This window comes from Coriobacteriia bacterium, assembly GCA_014859305.1.
In the GTDB taxonomy this organism is placed as follows: Bacteria; Actinomycetota; Coriobacteriia; order Anaerosomatales; family Kmv31; genus Kmv31.
Genome location: JACUUM010000036.1, coordinates 1 through 20,142 on the forward strand (window position 1 = coordinate 1; position 20,142 = coordinate 20,142).

Annotated in this window: 17 protein-coding genes; all 17 read left to right on the forward strand. The window is 70.0% G+C overall.

The window, feature by feature from the left end:
- The first annotated feature begins 161 nt into the window (after positions 1 to 161).
- The 17 genes from IBX62_07685 (at position 162) to IBX62_07765 (ending at position 20,141) form a co-directional block, all read left to right on the forward strand.
- Positions 162 to 2,177, forward strand: a complete 2,016-nt coding sequence (locus IBX62_07685; protein MBE0476959.1) for an O-antigen ligase family protein — start codon at positions 162 to 164, stop codon at positions 2,175 to 2,177.
- Between the two features lie 158 nt (positions 2,178 to 2,335).
- A complete protein-coding gene (locus IBX62_07690) occupies positions 2,336 to 2,707 on the forward strand; it encodes a 4-amino-4-deoxy-L-arabinose transferase (GenBank protein MBE0476960.1) in 372 nt (123 codons plus the stop codon).
- 73 nt (positions 2,708 to 2,780) lie between these two features.
- On the forward strand, positions 2,781 to 3,842 hold the full coding sequence (locus IBX62_07695) for a glycosyltransferase family 2 protein (protein ID MBE0476961.1): 1,062 nt from the start codon (positions 2,781 to 2,783) through the stop codon (positions 3,840 to 3,842).
- Positions 3,843 to 3,849: 7 nt separating this feature from the next.
- Positions 3,850 to 5,040: a glycosyltransferase family 4 protein gene (locus IBX62_07700; protein ID MBE0476962.1), complete on the forward strand. Its 1,191-nt coding sequence runs from the start codon at positions 3,850 to 3,852 to the stop codon at positions 5,038 to 5,040.
- A gap of 13 nt (positions 5,041 to 5,053) precedes the next feature.
- Positions 5,054 to 5,698: a sugar transferase gene (locus IBX62_07705; protein MBE0476963.1), complete on the forward strand. Its 645-nt coding sequence runs from the start codon at positions 5,054 to 5,056 to the stop codon at positions 5,696 to 5,698.
- Positions 5,695 to 6,303: an acetyltransferase gene (locus IBX62_07710; protein ID MBE0476964.1), complete on the forward strand. Its 609-nt coding sequence runs from the start codon at positions 5,695 to 5,697 to the stop codon at positions 6,301 to 6,303. The genes IBX62_07705 and IBX62_07710 overlap by 4 nt, the downstream gene beginning before the upstream one ends.
- A gap of 52 nt (positions 6,304 to 6,355) precedes the next feature.
- Positions 6,356 to 7,522 carry a DegT/DnrJ/EryC1/StrS aminotransferase family protein gene (locus IBX62_07715; GenBank protein MBE0476965.1) on the forward strand — a complete coding sequence of 389 codons (1,167 nt, stop codon included), beginning with the start codon at positions 6,356 to 6,358 and terminating at the stop codon, positions 7,520 to 7,522.
- Positions 7,519 to 9,429: a polysaccharide biosynthesis protein gene (locus IBX62_07720; protein MBE0476966.1), complete on the forward strand. Its 1,911-nt coding sequence runs from the start codon at positions 7,519 to 7,521 to the stop codon at positions 9,427 to 9,429. The genes IBX62_07715 and IBX62_07720 overlap by 4 nt, the downstream gene beginning before the upstream one ends.
- A gap of 135 nt (positions 9,430 to 9,564) precedes the next feature.
- Entirely contained in the window at positions 9,565 to 10,059 is a 495-nt protein-coding gene (locus IBX62_07725; GenBank protein MBE0476967.1) for a 3-isopropylmalate dehydratase small subunit, read from the forward strand.
- 289 nt (positions 10,060 to 10,348) lie between these two features.
- The gene (locus IBX62_07730; GenBank protein MBE0476968.1) at positions 10,349 to 11,863 is read left to right on the forward strand and encodes a cobalamin B12-binding domain-containing protein; all 1,515 of its coding nucleotides are present in this window, start codon (positions 10,349 to 10,351) and stop codon (positions 11,861 to 11,863) included.
- Positions 11,864 to 12,478: 615 nt separating this feature from the next.
- Positions 12,479 to 13,723, forward strand: a complete 1,245-nt coding sequence (locus tag IBX62_07735; protein ID MBE0476969.1) for a hypothetical protein — start codon at positions 12,479 to 12,481, stop codon at positions 13,721 to 13,723.
- Positions 13,724 to 13,880: 157 nt separating this feature from the next.
- Positions 13,881 to 14,942 (forward strand): 3-isopropylmalate dehydrogenase, encoded by a 1,062-nt coding sequence (gene leuB / locus IBX62_07740; protein ID MBE0476970.1) that lies wholly within the window; start codon positions 13,881 to 13,883, stop codon positions 14,940 to 14,942.
- 48 nt (positions 14,943 to 14,990) lie between these two features.
- Positions 14,991 to 15,914, forward strand: a complete 924-nt coding sequence (locus tag IBX62_07745; GenBank protein ID MBE0476971.1) for a branched-chain amino acid transaminase — start codon at positions 14,991 to 14,993, stop codon at positions 15,912 to 15,914.
- Positions 15,881 to 17,560 (forward strand): citramalate synthase, encoded by a 1,680-nt coding sequence (locus IBX62_07750; GenBank protein ID MBE0476972.1) that lies wholly within the window; start codon positions 15,881 to 15,883, stop codon positions 17,558 to 17,560. Before IBX62_07745 ends, IBX62_07750 begins: the two co-directional genes overlap by 34 nt.
- A gap of 241 nt (positions 17,561 to 17,801) precedes the next feature.
- Positions 17,802 to 18,557: a fumarylacetoacetate hydrolase family protein gene (locus IBX62_07755; protein MBE0476973.1), complete on the forward strand. Its 756-nt coding sequence runs from the start codon at positions 17,802 to 17,804 to the stop codon at positions 18,555 to 18,557.
- Positions 18,554 to 19,678 (forward strand): hypothetical protein, encoded by a 1,125-nt coding sequence (locus IBX62_07760; GenBank protein ID MBE0476974.1) that lies wholly within the window; start codon positions 18,554 to 18,556, stop codon positions 19,676 to 19,678. The genes IBX62_07755 and IBX62_07760 overlap by 4 nt, the downstream gene beginning before the upstream one ends.
- A 136-nt stretch (positions 19,679 to 19,814) precedes the next feature.
- A complete protein-coding gene (locus IBX62_07765; protein ID MBE0476975.1) occupies positions 19,815 to 20,141 on the forward strand; it encodes a hypothetical protein in 327 nt (108 codons plus the stop codon).
- Position 20,142: the final 1 nt, after the last annotated feature.

The window sequence follows — 20,142 nt, forward strand, 5'->3', positions numbered from 1 at the left end:
GCCCGCGTTCGGGATTGCTCGATCATGATCGAGGGCAGCGACAACGAGGTGGCGATCGGCTCCTCGCGTTGCCGGCAACTCGAACGCCTGGCCGCTGGTGCGAGTGCGAGCGCGGGTGATAGCCTGCCTCTGATTGTGATGGCTGGCATTCGGAGACCGCTTTGACCGCACAGCCGGCTCCTCGACGCCCCGCGTGTCTCGAACAACGACTCGCTTGGTACGCGATCCTGGCCGTACCGGCCCTGGTCCCCGCCGTCGTGGGGAAGCTACCCTTCACGGGCCTGCCTTCGTTGACGTACAGCTTCGTCCCGATCCCCAAGCTGTTCGTCTTCGCGCTTCTGGTCTCCGCATCCGCCTTGATGTGGGCAGCGGCTACGGCGCGGCGCCGTGTCGCGTTGCGATCCGTTCCGTCGGGCTGGCTGCTCCTTACCTTCCTCGCTTTGGCGTCGGTCTCGACCGCCACCGCTCTCAGTCCGGAGATGGCCTTCTTCGGCGGGCACTACCACTCCATCGGTCTGTTGGCGTTCCTCCTCACCGGAGCGCTGTTCGCGCTCATCGTGCAGTCGGTGACGACGCGCGAGCGGCTCAGACATCTGTCCTGGTCGGCGACTCTCGGTGGCGTGCTCGTCGCGGGGGTCGCCCTGCTCGAGATGCTCGGGCTCCAACCTCTGGACATCACGGGGGTTCCGGGATGGATGCTCGACCGGGGCGCCTCGCTGCTCGGCAACCCGGACGCCACGGGCAGCTACCTCGTGGTCCCAGCGGTCCTGGCCGCGGGCCTGGCGCTCTCGGAAGGCGACCCGAGGGCACGGGCCGCCGCATGGGCGGCGTCGGGGCTGACTTCCTTCGTCCTCATCGGGACGCTGACACGCGGAGCGTGGCTCGGGGCCGCGGCCGGGGTGGTGGTACTCGGTATCGCGGTCGCGAGGTCGGGCGTGGATCGAGAGGTGGTCCGGCGGGTCCTGATCCGGTCAGGTGCCGGAGCCATCGTGGTCGTCGTCGCTTTCGGCGGCCGCATCGTGTCGCGCATGGCGGACATCGCCGATGCGTCGACTGCAGGAGGCGGGCGGTTGGTCCTGTGGCGCGATGCCCTCGCCGTCATCGCGGATCGCCCGTTCTTCGGCACCGGACCGGATTCCTACAGGCTCGGATGGTATGGGATCCGTTCTCAGGCGTCGGTAGCGCTGAGCGGTCTCGGCAGTGTCACCGATGATCCCCACAACACGTTGCTGCTCCTCGCCGCTACCGTCGGCGTCCCGGCAGCGCTTGCGGCGAGCGCTCTGCTCGCGTCGGTCCTTGCCGGTGCAGCGAAGCCGGCGTTCGCAAGGGGGGCGAAACGGCAGCGTATGCTCTATGCGGGCTGGTGGTCGGCTCTCGCCGGGCTCACTGTCGCACAGTTCTTCGGAACCAACACCGCGGCCGCGATGGCGATGGCAGGCGTGGCTGCAGGGGTGCTGGTCTCTCCCAGGTCGCGAGAAGTCGTGCCATCGCTGCACGCGAGGCGGGCACTGGCCTGTGCGGCGACCGGATTCTCCGTCGTGGCGCTCGCTGTCGCCACGATGACGATCGCGGCCGACATCCGCTTGCGGCAAGCCCATATCTCGCCCGATAAGGCCACTCTGGCGGCCGACGCTGCGCGGATCGCCCCGTGGCACCCCGAAGCGCGGTATCAAGCGGCACTGGCGCAGGCGACGGTGGCGCTCGCCGCACTCGAGGCCGGCTCGCCCTCCGCCGAGGCAGCGGCGCTGGCAGCGGAGCGCCGGATCGGCGAACTGGTGGACCGGGACCCGCACGAGTACGCCGGCCACGCGCTGAAGGCGTTCTACTTGTCCAACGCAGGTCTCTCTCAGGGTCCGGCGGTGATCCGAAGGGCCGTGGCAGCGTCCGAGCGAGCGCTCGAGGTCTATCCGGTCAGCGCCGAAGCCGCCTACCTCAAAGCGTTCTCGGAGTACAACCTGGGCGACTATGCTGCCGCTGCCGCCACTCTCGAGGCAGTCTGGGACGTGGACCACCGTTACGCCGAGGCAGGCATCGTGTATGCACGGTCGCTGAGTAGGTTGGGGCGCGACGGCGAGGCGTCGTCGGTGGTCCGGAGGCTGCAGGAGTGGCTGCCGGACAACACGGACGTCGACAGACTCGCCGAGGAGGTCGCTGCCGGGAGCGGGAGTCCCGGATAGCGCGTTGGACCGAGTCGAGTGGCATCGTAGACTCACACGTCCTCGTCGGCGTTGTAGACTAGGTCCGAACCCTTCGGGAGTTCTGGCTTGCTCCCGATGCGTCTGATCCAGCGCCGACTATGGCCATCCAGGACCCGCTCGCACCAGCAGGAGTGCCGATGAACGACATCGCACGCTCAGTCGCTCTCGTGGTCGTGTCCGTCGTGCTCAGTTCGGGAGGGCAGACCCTTCTGAAGGCCGGTCTGGATCGGCAAGGCGCGGGGAAGGCCGACGACCTACTCGAGTTCGCCCGCATCTCGTTCGGCAGCTGGCACGTCTGGCTGGGCCTGGTTCTCTTCGCGTGCTCGGTGCTGGTATGGATGCGGGTTCTGTCCGCGACCGAGCTGTCGTGGAGCTACCCACTCCTGGGGTTGTCGTATGTCGTCGTCGCCCTCTCAGGGTGGCTGGTCTTCGGAGATCACCTGAGCGCGGCGCGTCTCCTCGGTATCGCACTGGTCCTCGCGGGGGCGTTCCTGATCGCGGCATCGTGAGTCCTGGAGGGGCCGCCATGGTAGGCTCGTCGCGTAGCGACGAGGGCAGCGCAGACAGGCAAGGTGACCTTCCGTGACCACACCTCTTGGCGACATGACCCTGGCCCTGGTCATGCCGGCTCACAACGAGCGGGCCCACATCCGCGGCGTGATCGGATCCGTGCCCTCCTGGGTCGACCGGATCGCCGTGGTGGACGACGGAAGCACCGACGGCACCGCCGACGTGGTCGCCGGCCTGCACGACGAGCGCGTACGGCTCATCAGGCATGAGCGTAACCGCGGGGTAGGCGCGGCGATGCGCACGGGGTACCGCGCCGTCCTGGAAGAGGGCTGGGACCTGATCGGTAAGATCGATGCCGACGGTCAGATGTGCACGCGCGAACTCACCCGACTGGTCCGCCCCCTAGTCCTCGGCGTCGCCGACTACACGAAGGGCAACCGTTTCTACTTCAGCAAGGCAGCGGCGAGCATGCCCCGGCAGCGCGGCTTCGGAAACACGGTCCTGTCCTTCCTGACCAAGGCGTCCAGCGGATACTGGCACGTCTACGATCCGCAGTGCGGGTTCACGGTGGTTTCGGCGACCTTCCTGCGCTTGCTCGACCTCGACGACCTCCCCGATGATTACTTCTTCGAGAACGCGATGCTCATCAAGCTCAACGGGTTGAACGCCCGTGTCGTGGACGTTCCGACGACGACCAGGTACGGCCAGGAGGTCTCGGGGGTCAGCATCCGGCGCGTGGCGGCCACGTTCCCTCCGCGCCTGGTGCTCGCCGGTGCCAGGCGGTTCTGGCGGAAGCATCTCGTGACGGACTTCGGTGCTGTCGGCATGCTCACTCTCGGTGGAGATGCACTGAGTCTGTTCGGCGTCGCGTTCGGTTCTTATCACTGGTGGAAGTCCGTCACGACGGGCCATGCTGCCACGACAGGGACCGTCATGGTCGCCGTACTGCCTCTGGTGGTCGGCTTTCAGATGCTCGTTCAGGCGTTCTCCATGAGCGTTCTCTCGTCCCCGGGAGGTAAGGAGACCGCGGACTACGTTCGGCGGTTGATCAGGGAGGGCGAGTTCGAGGACGCTATGGAGGACGGCGCCCGTCACTCGTCCGGCTCCGGTCCGCCTTCCGAGGACGTCGCGTGAGGCGGACGTGGGCGTAAGCGACGATTCCGGGCGATCGCGGCACGCGGGCGGCGGTCCGACCCCCTCCGCACTCTTCGTCACGACCGTCCCCATCACGCTCGAGGCGTTCCTGGTGCCCTTCGCCGGGCGCTTCCGCTCGCGCGGTTGGCGCGTCGACGCGCTCGCCAACGGCGCGACGCGCGACGAGCGCATCGCGGACGCCTTCGACGAGCGTTTCGACGTGGCGTGGAGCCGTGATCCGCTGGCGCCGTCCAACCTTCTCGGGACGACGCGCGAGGTGCGCCGCATCGTCACGGAGAATCGCTATGACATCGTGCACGTGCACACGCCCGTGGCGGCGTTCGTGACCCGCTACGCGCTTCGCCGCGTCCACCGGCGGCCCGGCGGACCCGTCGTCATCTACACGGCCCACGGCTTCCACTTCTACCGGGGACAGCCGGCCCTGCAGCACGCCGCCTTCCGCGCGCTCGAGCGGGTCGCCGCGCCCTGGACCGACTACCTGGTCACCATCAACGCCGAGGACCACGAGGCGGCGCTCGCCCTCGGCGGCATCGCCCCGGAGCGTGTGCGCAACATACCGGGGATCGGCGTGGACACGCAGCGCTTCCGCCCGGACGCGGCGAGCCCGGGTGAGACCGGGGCCCTGCGCGCGGAGCTCGGCGTCGCGCCCGACGCGCTCATGCTCGCAATGGTCGCCGAGATGGCGCCGGTGAAGCGCCACGCCTTCGCGCTCGAGGCGCTCGCGCGCGCCGACGATCCGCGCGTGATCGCCGTGTTCGTCGGCGAGGGTCCACTTCAGCGTGAGATCCGCGAGCAGGCGGAGCGTCTCGGGCTCGCCGAGCGTACCCGTTTCCTCGGCTACCGCCGGGACGTACCGCGGATCCTCGCCGCAGCCGATGCGTTCATGCTGGTCTCGGAGCGCGAAGGCCTGCCTCGCTCGCTGCTGGAGGCGATGGCATGCGGGACGCTAGCGATAGGCACGGACACGCGCGGCATCGCGGACGCCATCGGCGACGCGGGTTGGGTCGTGGACAAGCACGACCCGGCGGACCTCGCCTCCGCGATCGTCCGGGCGGCCGAGGACCGCGAGGCGGTGCGGCGGGCCGGCGAGGCGGCGCGCGAGCGCGCGTGCGCGGAGTTCTCGCTCGAGCGGGTGCTGGCGGCCTACGAGGAGCTGTATCGTGAAGCGCTCTCATAGCGGGTACGACCCGGTGAAGCGCGGCGTCGACGTCGTGGCGTCGGCCGTCGCGCTGGTCCTGCTGTCTCCGCTGCTGGCCGCCGTCGCGCTCGTGGTGCGCGCCAAGCTCGGAAGCCCCGTGCTGTTCGTCCAGGAGCGCCCGGGTCGCGGCGGCCGCATCTTCCGCATCTACAAGTTCCGCACGATGCGGGCCGGCGCCGCCGCCCCCGACGCGGTCTCCGCCGTCGCCACCGACGCCGTCCGCCTCACGCCCTTCGGGGCGCGCCTGCGGGCCTGGTCGCTGGACGAGATCCCGGAGCTCGTGAACGTGCTCAAGGGCGACATGAGCATCGTAGGTCCTCGGCCGCTGCTGCCGGAGTACCTGGGCAGGTATACTGAGCAGCAGGCCAGGCGCCACGAGGTCCGGCCCGGGATCACGGGCTGGGCCCAGGTGAACGGGCGCAACGAGCTCCCGTGGGAAGAGCGGCTCGCGATGGACGTGTGGTACGTGGACAACCGCTCGGCCGCGCTCGACGCGCGCATCCTCCTCAGGACGATCGGTTCCGTGCTGAAGCGACAGGGCGTCTCGGGTGAAGGCGTCGCCACCATGGAGCCGTTCGACCCCGGCGTGCCCGCGACGGTGGCGCCGCGGGACGGAGCGGGCGAGGAGGCGTCGTGAGGCTGCTGGTGTTCGGAGCGGGCGGGCACGCCCGCAGCGTGATCGACGCCGCGCGCACGGCGGGCTGGGAGATCGCCGGCGTCATCGGCCGGCCCGGGGACCCCGACGCGGTGCTGGGGCACCCGGTGACGCACGACGCGTCCGGCGTCGAGGCCGACGGCTTCGTCGTGGCGGTCGGTGACAACGGGCGCCGGCGCGCCGCGTTCGAGGAGCACCGCGCCCGCGGTCTCGTGCCCGTCACCGTCGTCCATCCCTCGGCCATCCTCGGCGGGAACGTCGAGGTCGGCGCCGGGAGCTTCCTGGCGGCGGGCGTGGTCGTGAACGTGAACGCCGGCATCGGCGAGAACGCGATACTCAACACGGGCTGCAGCGTGGACCACGACTGCGTCGTGGGCGCGCACACGCTGGTCGGACCCGGCGCGAACCTCTGCGGTGAGACGGTCCTCGGCGAGGGCGTCCTTCTCGGCGCGGGCGCGAGCGTCGTGCCCGGCGCGAGCGTGGGGGAGTGGAGTGTCGTCGGCGCCGGGGCGGCGGTCACCGGCGACCTGCCCCCGCGGTGCGTCTGCGCCGGCGTGCCCGCCCGAGTCCTGCGGCTGGTCGAGTAGCGTGTCCCCCGTGCTCGCCATAGAGGGAGGCGCGCCGGTGCGGACGCGTCCGATGCCGCCCTGGCCCTCGCCGGGACGGGAGGAGATCGCGGCCGCGGAGGCGGTGCTGCGCTCGGGTCGGCTGAGCTACTGGACGGGCGAGGAGGTGCGTTCCTTCGAGCGCGAGTACGCCGAGGCTCTCGGGCGAGGGTACGCGATCGCCGTCGCGAACGGGACCGTCGCGCTCGAGCTCGCGCTGCGCGCGTTCGGTATCGGGGCCGGCGACGAGGTCGTAGTGCCCGCGCGGACGTTCATCGCCACGGCCAGCGCCGTGGTCGCGGCGGGCGCGAAGCCGGTGGTCGCCGACGTCGACCGCGAGAGCGGGAACCTGGCCGCCGACGCGGTCCGCGGGGCGCTCACCGAACGCACCCGCGCGCTCCTCCCCGTGCACGTGGGCGGGTGGCCCGCCGACATGGGGCCTCTCAAGGCGCTCGCCGAGGAGCGCGGGCTGGTCGTGATCGAGGACTGTGCGCAGTCCCACGGCGCGTCGTATCGCGGGCGCCCGGTCGGGGCCGTCGGCGACGCGGCCGCCTTCTCGTTCTGCCAGGACAAGATCCTGCCGACCGGCGAGGGTGGCATGCTGCTGCTCGACGACGAAGCCGCCCACGAGCGCGCCTGGGCGTACAAGGATCACGGCAAGTCCCTACGCAAGGTCAGCGAGCCGGCCTACGAACGCGGCGGCGTCTCGTTCCGCTGGCTGGTGGACACCTTCGGCACCAACTGGCGCCTGGGCGAGCTGGAGGGCGCGCTCGGGCGCGTGGGCCTGCGCAAGCTGCACGACTGGAGCGCGCTCCGCCGCAGGAACGCACTCCGGCTCGCCGAGGGCATCTCCGGCCTGCCGGCACTTCGCGTGCCGCTTCCCGCCCGGGACGTCCGCCACGCCTTCTACCGCCTGTACGCCTACGTCGTTCCCGATGAGCTCGCCGCCGGGTGGGACCGCGACAGGGTCGCGGCGGCCGTCGCCGCCGAGGGCGTGCCGTGCCAGTACGGTACCTGCGCCGAGATCTACCGCGAGGCCGCCTTCGCCGCGGCCGGCCTCGGGCCGAGGGAGCGCCTGCCGGTGGCCGCCGAGCTGCACGACACGCAGCTGGCGTTCCTCGTGCACCCCACTATCGAGCCCGAGGATGTGGACGACGTCATCGCCGCGGTCGCCAGGGTCATGGGGGAGGCCTCGGCATGAACGTGCTGACGGCGTGGATGCTGCGGATCCGAGGGACGCGCCGGTTGTGGCAGATGGTGCTGCTCGCGCTCGACGCCTCCGCGATCGTGGTCGCGACGCTGCTCGCCTACTACGCCCGCTTCGAGGGCGTCGTGCCCTACGAGTTCGCGCGGCGGATGCCGCTGGCGGCAGCCGCGGCGCTGGTGGTCTATCTCGGCCTGACGGCGGCGTTCGGGCTCTACCGCGTGGTGCTGCGCTACGTCGGCGTCGACGCCTTGCTGCGCGTAGGCGCGGTGACGCTCGTCGGGTTCGCCGGACTCTCGGCCGCCGACCTGATCGCCCCCGAGGTCGGGGGGATGCGGCCGGTCCCCCTGGGCGTGCTGTTCATCCAGGCGCTGCTGGTGCTCTTCGGCATCGCCGGCATCCGGCTCGCGGTGCGTTTCGCGCTGCACGTCCGGCGCGTCCGCCCGCGCGACGCGCTGCGGGTCCTCATCATCGGAGCGGGGAGCGCCGGCTGCCTCCTGCTCCGGGATATCCAGTCCCGGCCGCACCTCGGCCTGTCCGTGGTCGGCTTCCTCGACGACGACCGGGATCTCCATGGCAGGACGATCGACGGCGTCGCTGTCATCGGCCCGACCTCCCGGCTCGCCGAGATGGTCCGCCGCTCGGAGGCCGACGAGGTGCTCGTGGCGCTCCCGGGAGCTCCTCAGGAGCGCGTGCGGGCGATCCTGAACGCGGCTGCCGACGCCGGAGTGAAGACGCGCGTCATGCCCCAGCTCGTGGTGCAGAAGGGCTCCGTCAGCCTTACGGACCTCCGCAAGGTCGAGGTGGAGGACCTCCTCGGGAGGGAGCCGACCCCGATCGACGTCGCCCGGGTCGCCGACACGCTCGCCGGCAGGGTGGTCGGCGTCACCGGCGCGGCCGGCTCGATCGGAGCGGAGTTGTGCCGGCAGATCCTTGAGACCGGACCGGCGCGGCTGCTGCTGCTCGAGGTCGACGAGACGCGCCTGTACGAGCTGTGGCTCGAGCTGGAGGAGCGGCGGCCGGGCGCCTCGGTCATGTCCGTCTGCGACATCCGGGACGAGGCCAAGCTGGACGCCGTGTTCGCCGAGCACCGCCCCGCGGTGGTGCTGCACGCAGCCGCGTACAAGCACGTGCCCGTCATGGAGGTCGAGCCGGCCGAGGCGGTCAAGACCAACGTCCTGGGCACGCAGCGCGTGGTCGAGGCGTGCCGGCGGCACGGCGTCGAGCGGTTCGTGCTCGTCTCCACCGACAAGGCGGTGGCTCCGGCCAACGTCATGGGGTACACGAAGCACCTCGCCGAGGAGGTGATGCTCTCCGCGAGCGGCGAGGGCGGCGCGCTCGCGGTGGCCGTGCGGTTCGGCAACGTGCTCGGCAGCAGAGGCAGCGTCGTCCCGATCTTCGAGGAGCAGCTCCGGCGAGGCGGTCCGCTCACCGTCACGGACCGCGAGGCCACACGCTACTTCATGACCATCCCCGAGGCGGCGCGGCTCGTGCTGCAAGCGCAGGCCATCGGCCGGGACGGGGACGTCTTCGTGCTCGACATGGGCGAGCCCGTGAGGATACTCGACCTGGCGCGCAAGATGGTCGCGCTCTCCGGCGTGCCGGCCGACATCGAGTTCGTCGGGCTCCGCCCGGGCGAGAAGCTCCACGAGTCGCTCGTGCACGAGCACGAGGAGCTCGAGCCCACGGGGCGGGAGAAGATACTGCGCGTCGTCTCACCGCCGCTGTGCGACACGGCGTGCACCGGGCGCATCGGCGAGATCGTCGCCGCGGCGCTCGATGCCTCGAAGGCCGACGTACTCGAGGTCATCGACCGCCTCGACCCGGCGTTCGCCACGCGCCGGAGGTCTCTGGCACAGCAGCGGGAGGCGTCGCGCGTCGAGCAGCCGCGCGGGGCGGCGTAGGGGGCGGTGGGCGGGGACGGCGCGGTCCTCCGCGTCGTCGCGCGCGAGTCGCGACGCGCCCTCTCGCCCGGCCGTCGTGCTAGAATCCCCGCACCGCCGATGCGGCGGGAAGGTCGGCACCGGAAGGGACCCGGCATGCGCTTCACCGGCACCGCGCACCGCTACGGACGCGACGTCGACACCGACGTCATCATCCCCGCGCGCTACCTGAACACCTCGGATCCCACCGAGCTCGCGCGCCACTGCCTCGAGGACCTGGACGCGGGCTTCTCCGGCAAGGTGCTGCCCGGCGACATCCTGGTGGCCGAGGAGAACTTCGGCTGCGGCTCCTCGCGCGAGCATGCCCCCATCTCGATCAAGGCCGCCGGCGTCTCGGTGGTGGTCGCCAAGAGCTTCGCGCGCATCTTCTACCGCAACGCCATCAACACAGGCCTGCCCATCATGGAGTCGCCGGAGGCGGTCGATGGCATAGCGGCGGGCGACGAGGTCACCGTGGACGCCGACGCCGGGACCATCACCAACGAGACCACCGGCGAGACGTACCGCGCGCAGCCCTTCCCGCCCTTCATCAAGGCGATCATCGAGAAGGGCGGACTCATCGAGGCCGTGCGCGAGAAGGTCGCGGGGTAGGGGAGCGCGGGGCGTCGGCAACGGCTCGATCCACTGCCGCCTCTTCCTCGGCGATTTCGAATATCGGCTGTCTGGTGGATCGAGACCGAGCGCTACCATCTGCATATCGTGCGAGACCGAGGAGTACATCCCCCGCATCAAGGAGTGCGCAAGCCTCAGGGCGCCGGAAGAAGGGTCAACGACCGCAGATGCTGTCGCACTTGCTGCTGGACCAGTACATCGCTGTCCATATGTAGTAACGTGCATATGAACCACAACCGGACTGGCATGAGGGCTAGAAGGGGCACGTATGAGAGTCCTACTAGCGCGGCCGGGGTACGGAACCGTATACAGGCTCCTCACGCGCGAGTCGAAACAACGTATGGTCTTCCCGCCGATGGGGTTGATGACCCTGGGAGCGGTACTCGAATCCGCCGGACACGACGTCTCGATCGTCGACTGCGAAGCGGAACGGCTCGACGCACCCGGCGTGGTGGACCGTGCCAGCAGCTTCGGCGCTGACTTTGTCGGCTGCAGCAGCACGACGCCTGAGTTCCACATCGCAAGTCGCATACTCGGCAGCGTGAAGAGCGAGCTGGGGCTTCCGACGGTTCTCGGAGGCCCTCATGCAACCGTGTGCGCCGAGGAGGTTCTCGCGAGCAGTCCTCACATCGACTACACAGTGCGCGGTGAAGGAGAGCGCACGCTCGTTGAATTGGTCGAGAGGTTGGCGGCGTCTCGATCGGTGGAGGGGGTAGAAGGCCTTTCGTACCGGGAGGGCGGGGTCGTGACCCATAACGCCTGTCGAGACCCGATCCCCGACCTGGACACTCTGCCGCTGCCTGCCTGGCATCTAGTCGAGCCGAAGGCGTACATGGTTCCCTGCTCTCGGTCTGGGATGAAGATGTGCGGGACGGTTCAGACGTCCCGAGGCTGCCCGTACGACTGCGCCTTCTGTTATCCCATGTTCGGTCGCCGTGTGCGCTACAAGAGCGTCAGAAGGGTGTTAGACGAGATCGCCTTGCTCCTGCATGAATGCGGGGTGGAATGGCTGTACTTCGTGGATGAGAATGTAACGATCGATGCGACGCGCATGATGGCCATATGTGAGGGAATGGTCGAAGAAGGACTCGATGTGCCTTGGCAATGTCTTGCCCGCGCTGACTCGATACGAGACGAGATGCTTGTCAAGATGCGTGCGGCCGGGTGCGTTCAGGTCTCCTTGGGCGTAGAGTCCGGAAGCCAGCGGGTCCTCGACCTCATGCGTAAGAGCATGAGCCTGGCGACTATCGATGCTGCCTTCGAGAGGCTCAGGGCCGGGGGGTTCGAAACGAGAGGCTCTTTCGTCATCGGACTTCCCGGCGACGACAAGAGCAGCATCAGGGAGACTATCGAGTTCGCCAAGCGCCTCAAGATCGACAGGGCTTCGTTCAATATCTTCACGCCATATCCTGGAACAAGAGTATTGGAGGATCCGAGTCTCAAGCAGTTGTTCCATATCCTCTCGGACGACTGGTCGCAGTACACCCGCCACGGGAACGCGGTCGTCGAGTTGCCCGGCGTGACGCGTGAGGAGCTGATGGACCTGCAGCGCGTTGCGAACATGGAGTTCTACACCAGTTGGTGGAGCATTCGTCACCACGCGAAGGCGTTCCTCAGGGGCGACAGACAAGGCTTCTACTATCGACCGCTCGTGTTCGCCCTACGCGAACGGCTTGTCCGCCTCGGTCGTCGTCTGTACCGGCTCCTCGTTCCGCACGTTGACGAGAAGGCCGCTGAGAGAGTCATGGAGGCCGACGATCAGAGGGACGTGGATGCGGCGTGACGCTGTCCCTCGCTCGAGGGACAGATGCTCCCTACACCTCTACACCAACGACCGGGAAGATGGTCCCATCCGTCGTGCTTGATGTCGTCATTCAGGGCACGGAGGTCGGCGGGTCCGACGAGCTTCCGCGTCTGAGCGGCGCAGATCCTCGAACGATGAGCCCCTTCCAGCCAGGGCCGTACCCGTCAGCGGGACCAGCACGCTGCCTCGCGTAGCCGCGACGGTGCTGGTACGCTGCTTGCACCCGTTGCCGGCGGAGGTTCCGATGTCCCTGACGACGCCGCGCCCCCGGTTCCGCGGGGCCGCGATCCTCATAGCCGCTCTCGGGCTCGCGTTGGGCCTCGGCCTCGCGGGCGGCTTCGCCGCGCACGCGGAGCCCGTGCACGGATGCGAGTGTGAGGGACGCCACCGGCCGGACGCCGACCCCTGTTGCCCTGTCCAGAAAGCCGGCTCCGAGCCGGCCGTCCGCGAACCGCGCGGCGATCGCTGCGGGGAGGGCGCGTCCGAAGCCCGACTTCGCGTCGCGTCGCCGCCGAGCCCCTCCGCCCCCCTTCGCCTCAGGATCTGAGCGGGCCGCACCCCTTCCGTGCCCCGCTCCCTTCCTGGAGGTCGAAGATGTCCCGTTCCCGCTCGTCCCGCCTGACGCCGCGCCTCGCGCTGGCGGCCGTCTCGACGGCGCTGCTCTCGCTCGCCGCCGTCTCGCCGGCGCTGGCCGCGGTGCCCGTCGCCGGACTCGAAGTGCGGCTGCTCGCCCACACGGGCGGGGGCCGGCCCATACTGCTCGTATCCGGGACCCTGCCCCAGGACGCCACGCTGCCCGCGGAGGTGTCGCTGCGCGTGCCCGCCGGGAGCGAGGTGCTGTGGGCGGGCGAGGTCTTCGGCGGCGGGCTCGAAGACGACGTCGAAGCGGACCCCTCCGTGCGCCGCGGCGAGTCCTACGACCTGGTCACGCTGACGCTCACGCGCGCCCGCACCGCGCAGGTCGAGGTCGCAGCCGACTCGGCGGTCACGCGCGAGGGCGACGCAGTGACCGCCGCCGTCTCCTACGAGGTTCCCGAAGGACTCGGCGTCGCGCGGGTCGCCGTTGCCCTGCCGGCCGGCGCGCGGGTCGGCTCCGTCACCGAGGGCGTCGAGACGGCCGGTCAGGAGGGGACGACGTACTACTACTTCGAGCGCGACGACGTGAAGGCCGGCGAGAAGCTGGAGCTCGCCGTGACCTTCGTTCCGCCGGGCGCCCCGGCGCCGCCGCCGGCCGCGCCCTCCGGAGATGGAGGAGGCTCGCTGCTGCCCCTGGCGGTCGTCGGCATCGCCGTGGGCGCGCCCGCCCTCGCGCTCGCGCTGCGGCGCTTGAAGCGGCGGCCGGCCGAGGAGGACGGCTCCGAGCCGGCCGACGGCCTGGATGATGCCCCTGGTGCCGCCGGCGCCGAAGAGGAGCCCGCCGGGATCGCCGAGGACCGCGCGAGGCCCGCCGACGCGCCGGCCCGCCTGTCCCCGAAGCTGGTCATCGCGGCGGCGGCGGTCGTGGTGATCGCGGTGGCCGCTTACGCCGGCACCGGCGCCGGTGGTGGACCCGCGGTCGGCGTCATGACCAACGAGAACGGCGTGCTCACCCAGCGGATCAGCACCGCCTCGGGCGACTCGTCGGCGCGTTTCCATCTGACGATCCCGTGCGAATGCCCGCCGGAGGTCGAGGCTCCGAACATGTTCGCCGCGCTGGGTGCCGTGCCGGGCGTGGCGCACGCGTCGCTTCACTCCGCGACGATGCTCATGGAGATCGCCTTCGACCCCTCGGCGACGAACGAGGGCGCCATCTCCGAGGCGCTCGCACAGGCGGGGTACTCGCCTCAGGCGGCGCGGTAGGCCGAGCGAGACCGGCGGAGCGCCGAGCGGAAGCTCCGCGGCGAGCCGTACGCACCCCTGCGCCTCGTCCGCAGCGCGTCCTGGGCCGCCCCCGTCGTGCTAGAATCCTCGCCACCGCAGGTCATCGTCGGACAAGCCGAGGAGAGAGGGCGCCCACGTGGGAGAGTTCAGGATCGCGGTGCTGCCGGGGGACGGGATCGGGCCGGACATCACGAGGGAGGCCGTCAAGGTCCTCGACGCCGTCGGTTCGGGATTCGGTCACACCTTCGAGTACACGGAGGCGCTCATCGGCGGCGCGGCCATCGACGCCACCGGCTCGCCGCTTCCCGACGATACCCTGGCGGCATGCGAGGCCGGCGACGCGGTCCTGCTGGGAGCCATCGGAGGCCCGAAGTGGGACACGACCGACCCCGAGGGCGTGCGGCCGGAGCAGGGGCTCCTCGGCATCCGGAAGGCCCTCGGGCTGTACGCGAACCTGCGGCCCGTGAGGATCTTCGACGCGCTCATCGACAGCTCCACCGTCAAGCCCGACGTCATCCGGGGCGTGGACATCATGATCGTCCGCGAGCTGACCGGCGGCATCTACTTCGGCAAGCGCGAGCGCGTCGGAGAGATGGCCTACGACACCGAGGAGTACCACGCGTTCGAGGTCGAGCGCATCGTGCGCAAGGCCTGCGAGCTCGCTCGGGCGCGCAAGACCGCCAACGTGTGCTCGGTGGACAAGGCCAACGTGCTCGAGTCCTCCCGCCTGTGGCGCGAGGTGGCCCACAGGACGGTCGCCGAGTACCCGGACGTCGAGATGTGGGATCTGCTGGTCGACAACTGCGCCATGCAGATCGTGAAGAACCCGCGGCAGTTCGACGTGGTCGTGACCTCGAACATGTTCGGCGACATCCTCTCCGACGAGGCCTCGATGCTGTCCGGCTCCCTGGGGATGCTGGCCTCAGCGTCGCTCGGTGACGGGCCGGGTCTGTACGAGCCCAGCCACGGCAGCGCGCCGAAGTACACTGGGATGGACGTCGTGAACCCCACGGCGACGATCCTGTCCGCGGTGCTGATGCTGCGATACTCGTTCGGCCTGGAGCGCGAGGCCGCCGCGGTGGAGGAGGCCGTCGAGCGCGTGCTCGCGGACGGCTTCCGCACGAAGGACATCATGGAGGAAGGCAGGGAGCTGGTGGGCACTACGCGCATGGGCGACCTGGTGGCGGAGCGGGTGTAGGGGTCGGGGCTGGGCGCGCGGAGCCGCGACGGTGAGAAAGGGCTGGAGATGGCGCTGCCGAAGGTGGACAGGATCTGGATCGACGGGTCGTTCGTTCCCTGGGACGACGCCAAGGTCCACGTGCTCACGCACGCGCTGCACTACGGCTCCGGCGTCTTCGAGGGCATCCGCTGCTACGCCACCGAGGACGGCCCGTCGGTCTTCCGCCTCACCGAGCACATGCGCCGTTTCGAGCGCTCCGCGAAGATGCTGTACATGTGTCCGGACCACTCCGTGGAGCAGACCGTGGAAGCCGTCAAGGAGACGATCCGTGTCAACGGATTGGATTCCTGCTACGTCCGGCCGCTCGCGTTCCGCGGCTACGGCGCGATGGGTCTGGACCCGACCCCGTGTCCCGTGCAGGTCATGGTTGCGGCGTGGCCGTGGGAGCCCTTCCTCGGCAACGCGGGGGTGAAGGTGGGCGTGTCGTCGTGGCGCCAGCGCGGGGTCAACGCGCTCCCCCCGGCCATCAAGTCCACCGGCAACTACCTCAACTCCTCGCTCGCGCGGCTCGAGTCGATCGAGCACGGCTACGAGGAGGCGATCCTGCTGAACGAGGTGGGGCACGTCTGCGAGGGCACGGGCGAGAACCTCTTCATCGTGCGCGACGGCGTGGTGGCGACGCCGCCCGTCTCCGACGGCATACTGGAGGGCATCACGCGCGACTCCGTGATGCGCATCGCGCGCGACAAGGGCTACGAGGTCGTCGAGCGCTCCATGGTGCGCACGGACCTGTACCAGGCCGACGAGGTCTTCATGACCGGCACGGCCGCCGAGGTGGTGCCGGTGAGCGAGGTCGACGGCCGCGTCATCGGCGGCGGCGAGCCCGGGCCGGTGACCTCCGACCTGCAGCTCACGTACTTCCGTGTCGTTCGCGGCATGGAGCCGGGTTACGACGAGTGGCTCGAGCGCGTCTACAGGGAGGTCCGGTGAGCGAGGAAGCGAGAGGGCCCCGGGCCGCCCCGGCTGCGGGAGGGCCCGAGCGGGTGCCGGTGACCGTCTACGACACGACGTTGCGCGACGGCACGCAGCGCGAGAACCTCTCGCTGTCCGCCGAGGACAAGCTGCGCATATGCCGGAGGCTGGACGACCTCGGCGTCCAGTTCGTCGAGGGCGGCTTCCCGGGAAGCAACCCCAAGGACATGGAGTTCTTCGAGCGCGCGCGCGACGAGCTGGAGTTGAGCACCGCCGTGCTGACGGCGTTCGGGGCCACGCGCCACAAGAGCAACTCTCCCGAGGACGACCCGATGCTGCGCGCGCTGCTGGACGTCGGCACGCCCGCCGTGTGCGTCTTCGGCAAGGCGTGGACGGTGCACGTGACCGAGACGCTGCGCGCGACCCTGGAGGAGAACGTGCGCATGGTCGCCGACAGCGTCGACCACCTCAAGGCCGCCGGGCGCACCGTCTTCTTCGACGCGGAGCACTTCTTCGACGGCTACAAGCACGACGCCGGCTACGCGATGGAGGTCTGCCGCGCCGCCGCGCAGTCGGGCGCCGAGGTCGTGGTGCTGTGCGACACCAACGGCGGGACGCTGCCGCACGAGGTGACCGGGATCGTGGCGGAGGTGCGCGAGCGTCTCGATGTAGAGGGCCTGCGCGTGCCGCTCGGGATGCACGCGCACGACGACGCGGGCTGCGCCGTCGCCAACTCGCTGGTGGCGGTAGATGCGGGATGCGTGCACGTGCAGGGCACCATGAACGGATACGGCGAGCGGGCGGGCAACGCCGACCTCACCGCGATCATCCCCGCGCTCGAGCTGAAGATGGGCCGCCGGGTGATCGGGCGCGAGAGGCTGAAGCTGCTCACCGAGGTCAGTCACTTCGTCGCCGAGGTCGCCAACATCAGCCCCGACCCGCACCAGCCCTACGTCGGCGCGAGCGCCTTCGCCCACAAGGGCGGCGTGCACGCCGCGGCCGCCGCGCGCCTGCCCGAAGCGTACGAGCATGCGGATCCGAGCGCGGTGGGCAACCTCGCGCGCGTGGTCGTGAGCGAGCTCGCGGGTCGCGCGAGCCTGTCGATGAAGGCCGCCGAGCTCGGCATCGACGTGGAGGGCGACGCCGAGACCGTCGGCCGGGTGCTCGACCGCATCAAGGAGCTCGAGCATCGGGGCTACAGCTTCGAGGCCGCCGACGGCACGCTCGAGGTGATGCTGCGCAAGGAGCTCGGTACCTACCAGCCCTTCTTCACGCTGGAGAGCTTCCGCTGCATCATGGAGAAGCGCGAGGACGGCCGCGTGATGACCGAGGCGACCATCAAGCTGCACGTGGGCGGCCATCGCTACATAGCGACGGCCGAGGGCAACGGTCCGGTCAACGCGCTGGACCGCGCTCTGCGGCTGGCGATCGAGCGCTTCTACCCCGAGCTCGCTTCCATCGAGCTGACCGACTACAAGGTGCGCGTGCTCGACGAGAAGAAGGGCACCGCCGCGGTCACCCGCGTGCTCATCGAGTCGACCGACCGCGAGAAGAGCTGGGGGACGGTCGGGTTGTCCGAGAACATCATCGAGGCCTCCTGGGAGGCGCTGGTCGACTCCGTCGACTACGGGCTGAGCCACCCGAGGGAGCCCGAGAAGGGCTAGGGGGCTGCGTCCGGTACCGCTCTGACCTCCGTTCCCTGCTCTACGTAGTCCGCCTCCCACTCGCCCGTCGCGAACCAGTTCCTTGCTGCCTGAAACTGGTATGCAACACCACCCATGTTGCATGCCCGCCGAAACGGCGATGCACGAAGCCGCGCCCGTGTCGGACGAACCGGCTGGGCAGGACACGATGCGTATGCAGCGAATCGTTGTGTGAACCGACATGAAGGATTCTGGGGGCGAGATGCGACTGGTGCGCGTGTTCGTCGACGGGGACGTGCGGTACGGCCTGGCCGACGAGGAGACCGTGACGCTCATCTCCGACGAGCCGTTCGCGGCCTGGGAGCCCGACGGCGAGCTGGAGCTGGCCGACGCCAGGCTGCTCGCTCCGGTGGTGGCGACCAAGGTCGTCTGCGTCGGTCTCAACTACCGCTCTCACGCCGAGGAGCTCGGCGTGCCGCTGCCCGAGGAGCCGGTGATCTTCCTGAAGCCTGCGACCTCGGTGGTGGGACCGGGCGCGGACATCGTGCTTCCCGAGGAAGTGGGCAGGGTCGACCACGAGGCCGAGCTCGCCGCCGTGATCGGCCGGCGCACCCACCGCGTGAGCCCGGACGAGGCCGCGCGCTGCATCCTCGGCTACACGTGCGCCAACGACGTCACGGCTCGCGACATCCAGCGCCTCGACGGTCAGTGGACGCGGGCGAAGGGCTTCGACACGTTCTGTCCGCTGGGGCCGTGGGCGGACACGGAGCTCGACCCGTCCGACGTCGCGGTGGAGTGCTTCGTGAACGGCGAGAGGAGACAGAGCGCCAGGACGTCCGATATGATACGGACGCCGGCCGAGATCGTGGCCTTCGCGTCGCACGTGATGACCTTGCTTCCCGGTGACGTGGTACTCACAGGCACGCCGGGGGGGATAGGTCCGATCCGCGACGGCGACAGCGTCGAGGTGCGGATCGAAGGTCTCGGTTCGCTGATCAACCCGGTGGAGCGCCAGTGACGAAGGCACGGCTTGCGGCGGCTGTCATCGCCGCGATGGTGTTCGCCGCTACGACGGCGTGGCTGTCCTCGGCATCCGCCTTCGACGAGACCGGCAAGACCGACGGATCCGAGCAGTACTGCATCAGCGAGTGTCACGGCAGCGTCTTCCAGCCCAGCGGCCCGCACGGCGCGTACGGCCGCTCCACGAACAAGTGCCGGATATGCCACTCGGTCCATGCCGCTCCCGAGGACGGCGTGAAGCTGCTTCCGGGGGCTTCGGTCGTCGCAACCTGCTTCACCTGCCATGACGGCACGGGTGGGCAAGGCGTCTACGGTACGATCGCGGCGCGGACGGGGCAGCCGCCCGCGGGCGGCCATCGCTACTCGGCGACGAGCGTGATCCCCGGAGGGGATGCGACGACGGGCGGCTCGGCCACCCGTACGTTCCGCGAGACGTCCACGGGGAACCTGATCTGCACCGATTGCCACAGCCCCCACGGCTCGGACCTGGTGGCCGCCTTCACCGGTGAGCGCGCGCGCAGCGAGAACATGGCGCAGTACAAGACGCCGCGGCTGCTTCGCCGCCGGCCCGGTGGAGCCCCGGCTCCGGTGGATGAGTACGGGTCGGACTGGTGCCTGGGCTGCCATGAGGGCCGCGGCTCGGCCGGGGCGGTGCACAACCATCCCGTCGAGTCATCCGCGACCGCCGGCGGCGACGCGTACGTCTACGAGCGCCTGCCGGTGCTGGCTCCGGGCGGTCCGACGGGTGAGACGGTGCTGGGGCCGCTCGCCGCGATCGACAACTGGCCGGAGTTCGACCTCTACTGGGCTCAGTCGAACCGCGCCTTCCTGATGCCGTATCCGCGCACGCCGCTGCAGGAGGGGCGCGCTCCGATCTGCCAGCAGTGCCACGAGGACACCCGGAGCGCCGGTTCGCTGTCGGCGGACGGCTCGGTCGCGACGCCGAACACGGGAGAACTCTGGGAGCAGAACGTGGACGGACGCCCTGACGACCCCGAGGTCTCCACGGCCAACCCGCGCTTCCAGAACTTCCCGCACGAGACCGTCAACGCCAGGCTCCTCGTGGAGACGGGCGACGACCTGTGCATGAACTGCCACCCGCCGGCGGCGCTCCCGTAGCGGGTCCGGCACGGCGTTCCGCGCCCGTCGCGTACAGGCCGCCGTCCGTCACCTCACGGGCACAGCATGTCGGACACGCGTGCTATCCTGGCCACAGCATCTTGGGCACGCACGAGACCGGGAGGGACGCGCCGGGATGGGGTCGGACCGCCTCAGGACACCCGACGTAGACGCGCTGATCGAGGCGTTCCTGACCCTCCGCGAGCCCGACGAGGTCTACGCGTTCCTGGTGGACGTGTGCACCGTGCGCGAGATCCGGGACATGGCCCAGAGACTGGCGGTGGCACGCATGCTCGCCGCCGGCGAGCACTACGCCGAGATCCGCGAGGCGACCGGGGCCTCGGCGACCACGATCTCGCGCGTCAGCAAGGCGCTCAACTACGGCGAGGACGGCTACCGCACGGTGCTCGAGCGCACCGGCGGAGCCGGCGGCGAGCGGGGTGTCGAGGGGGCCGGCGGGTAGA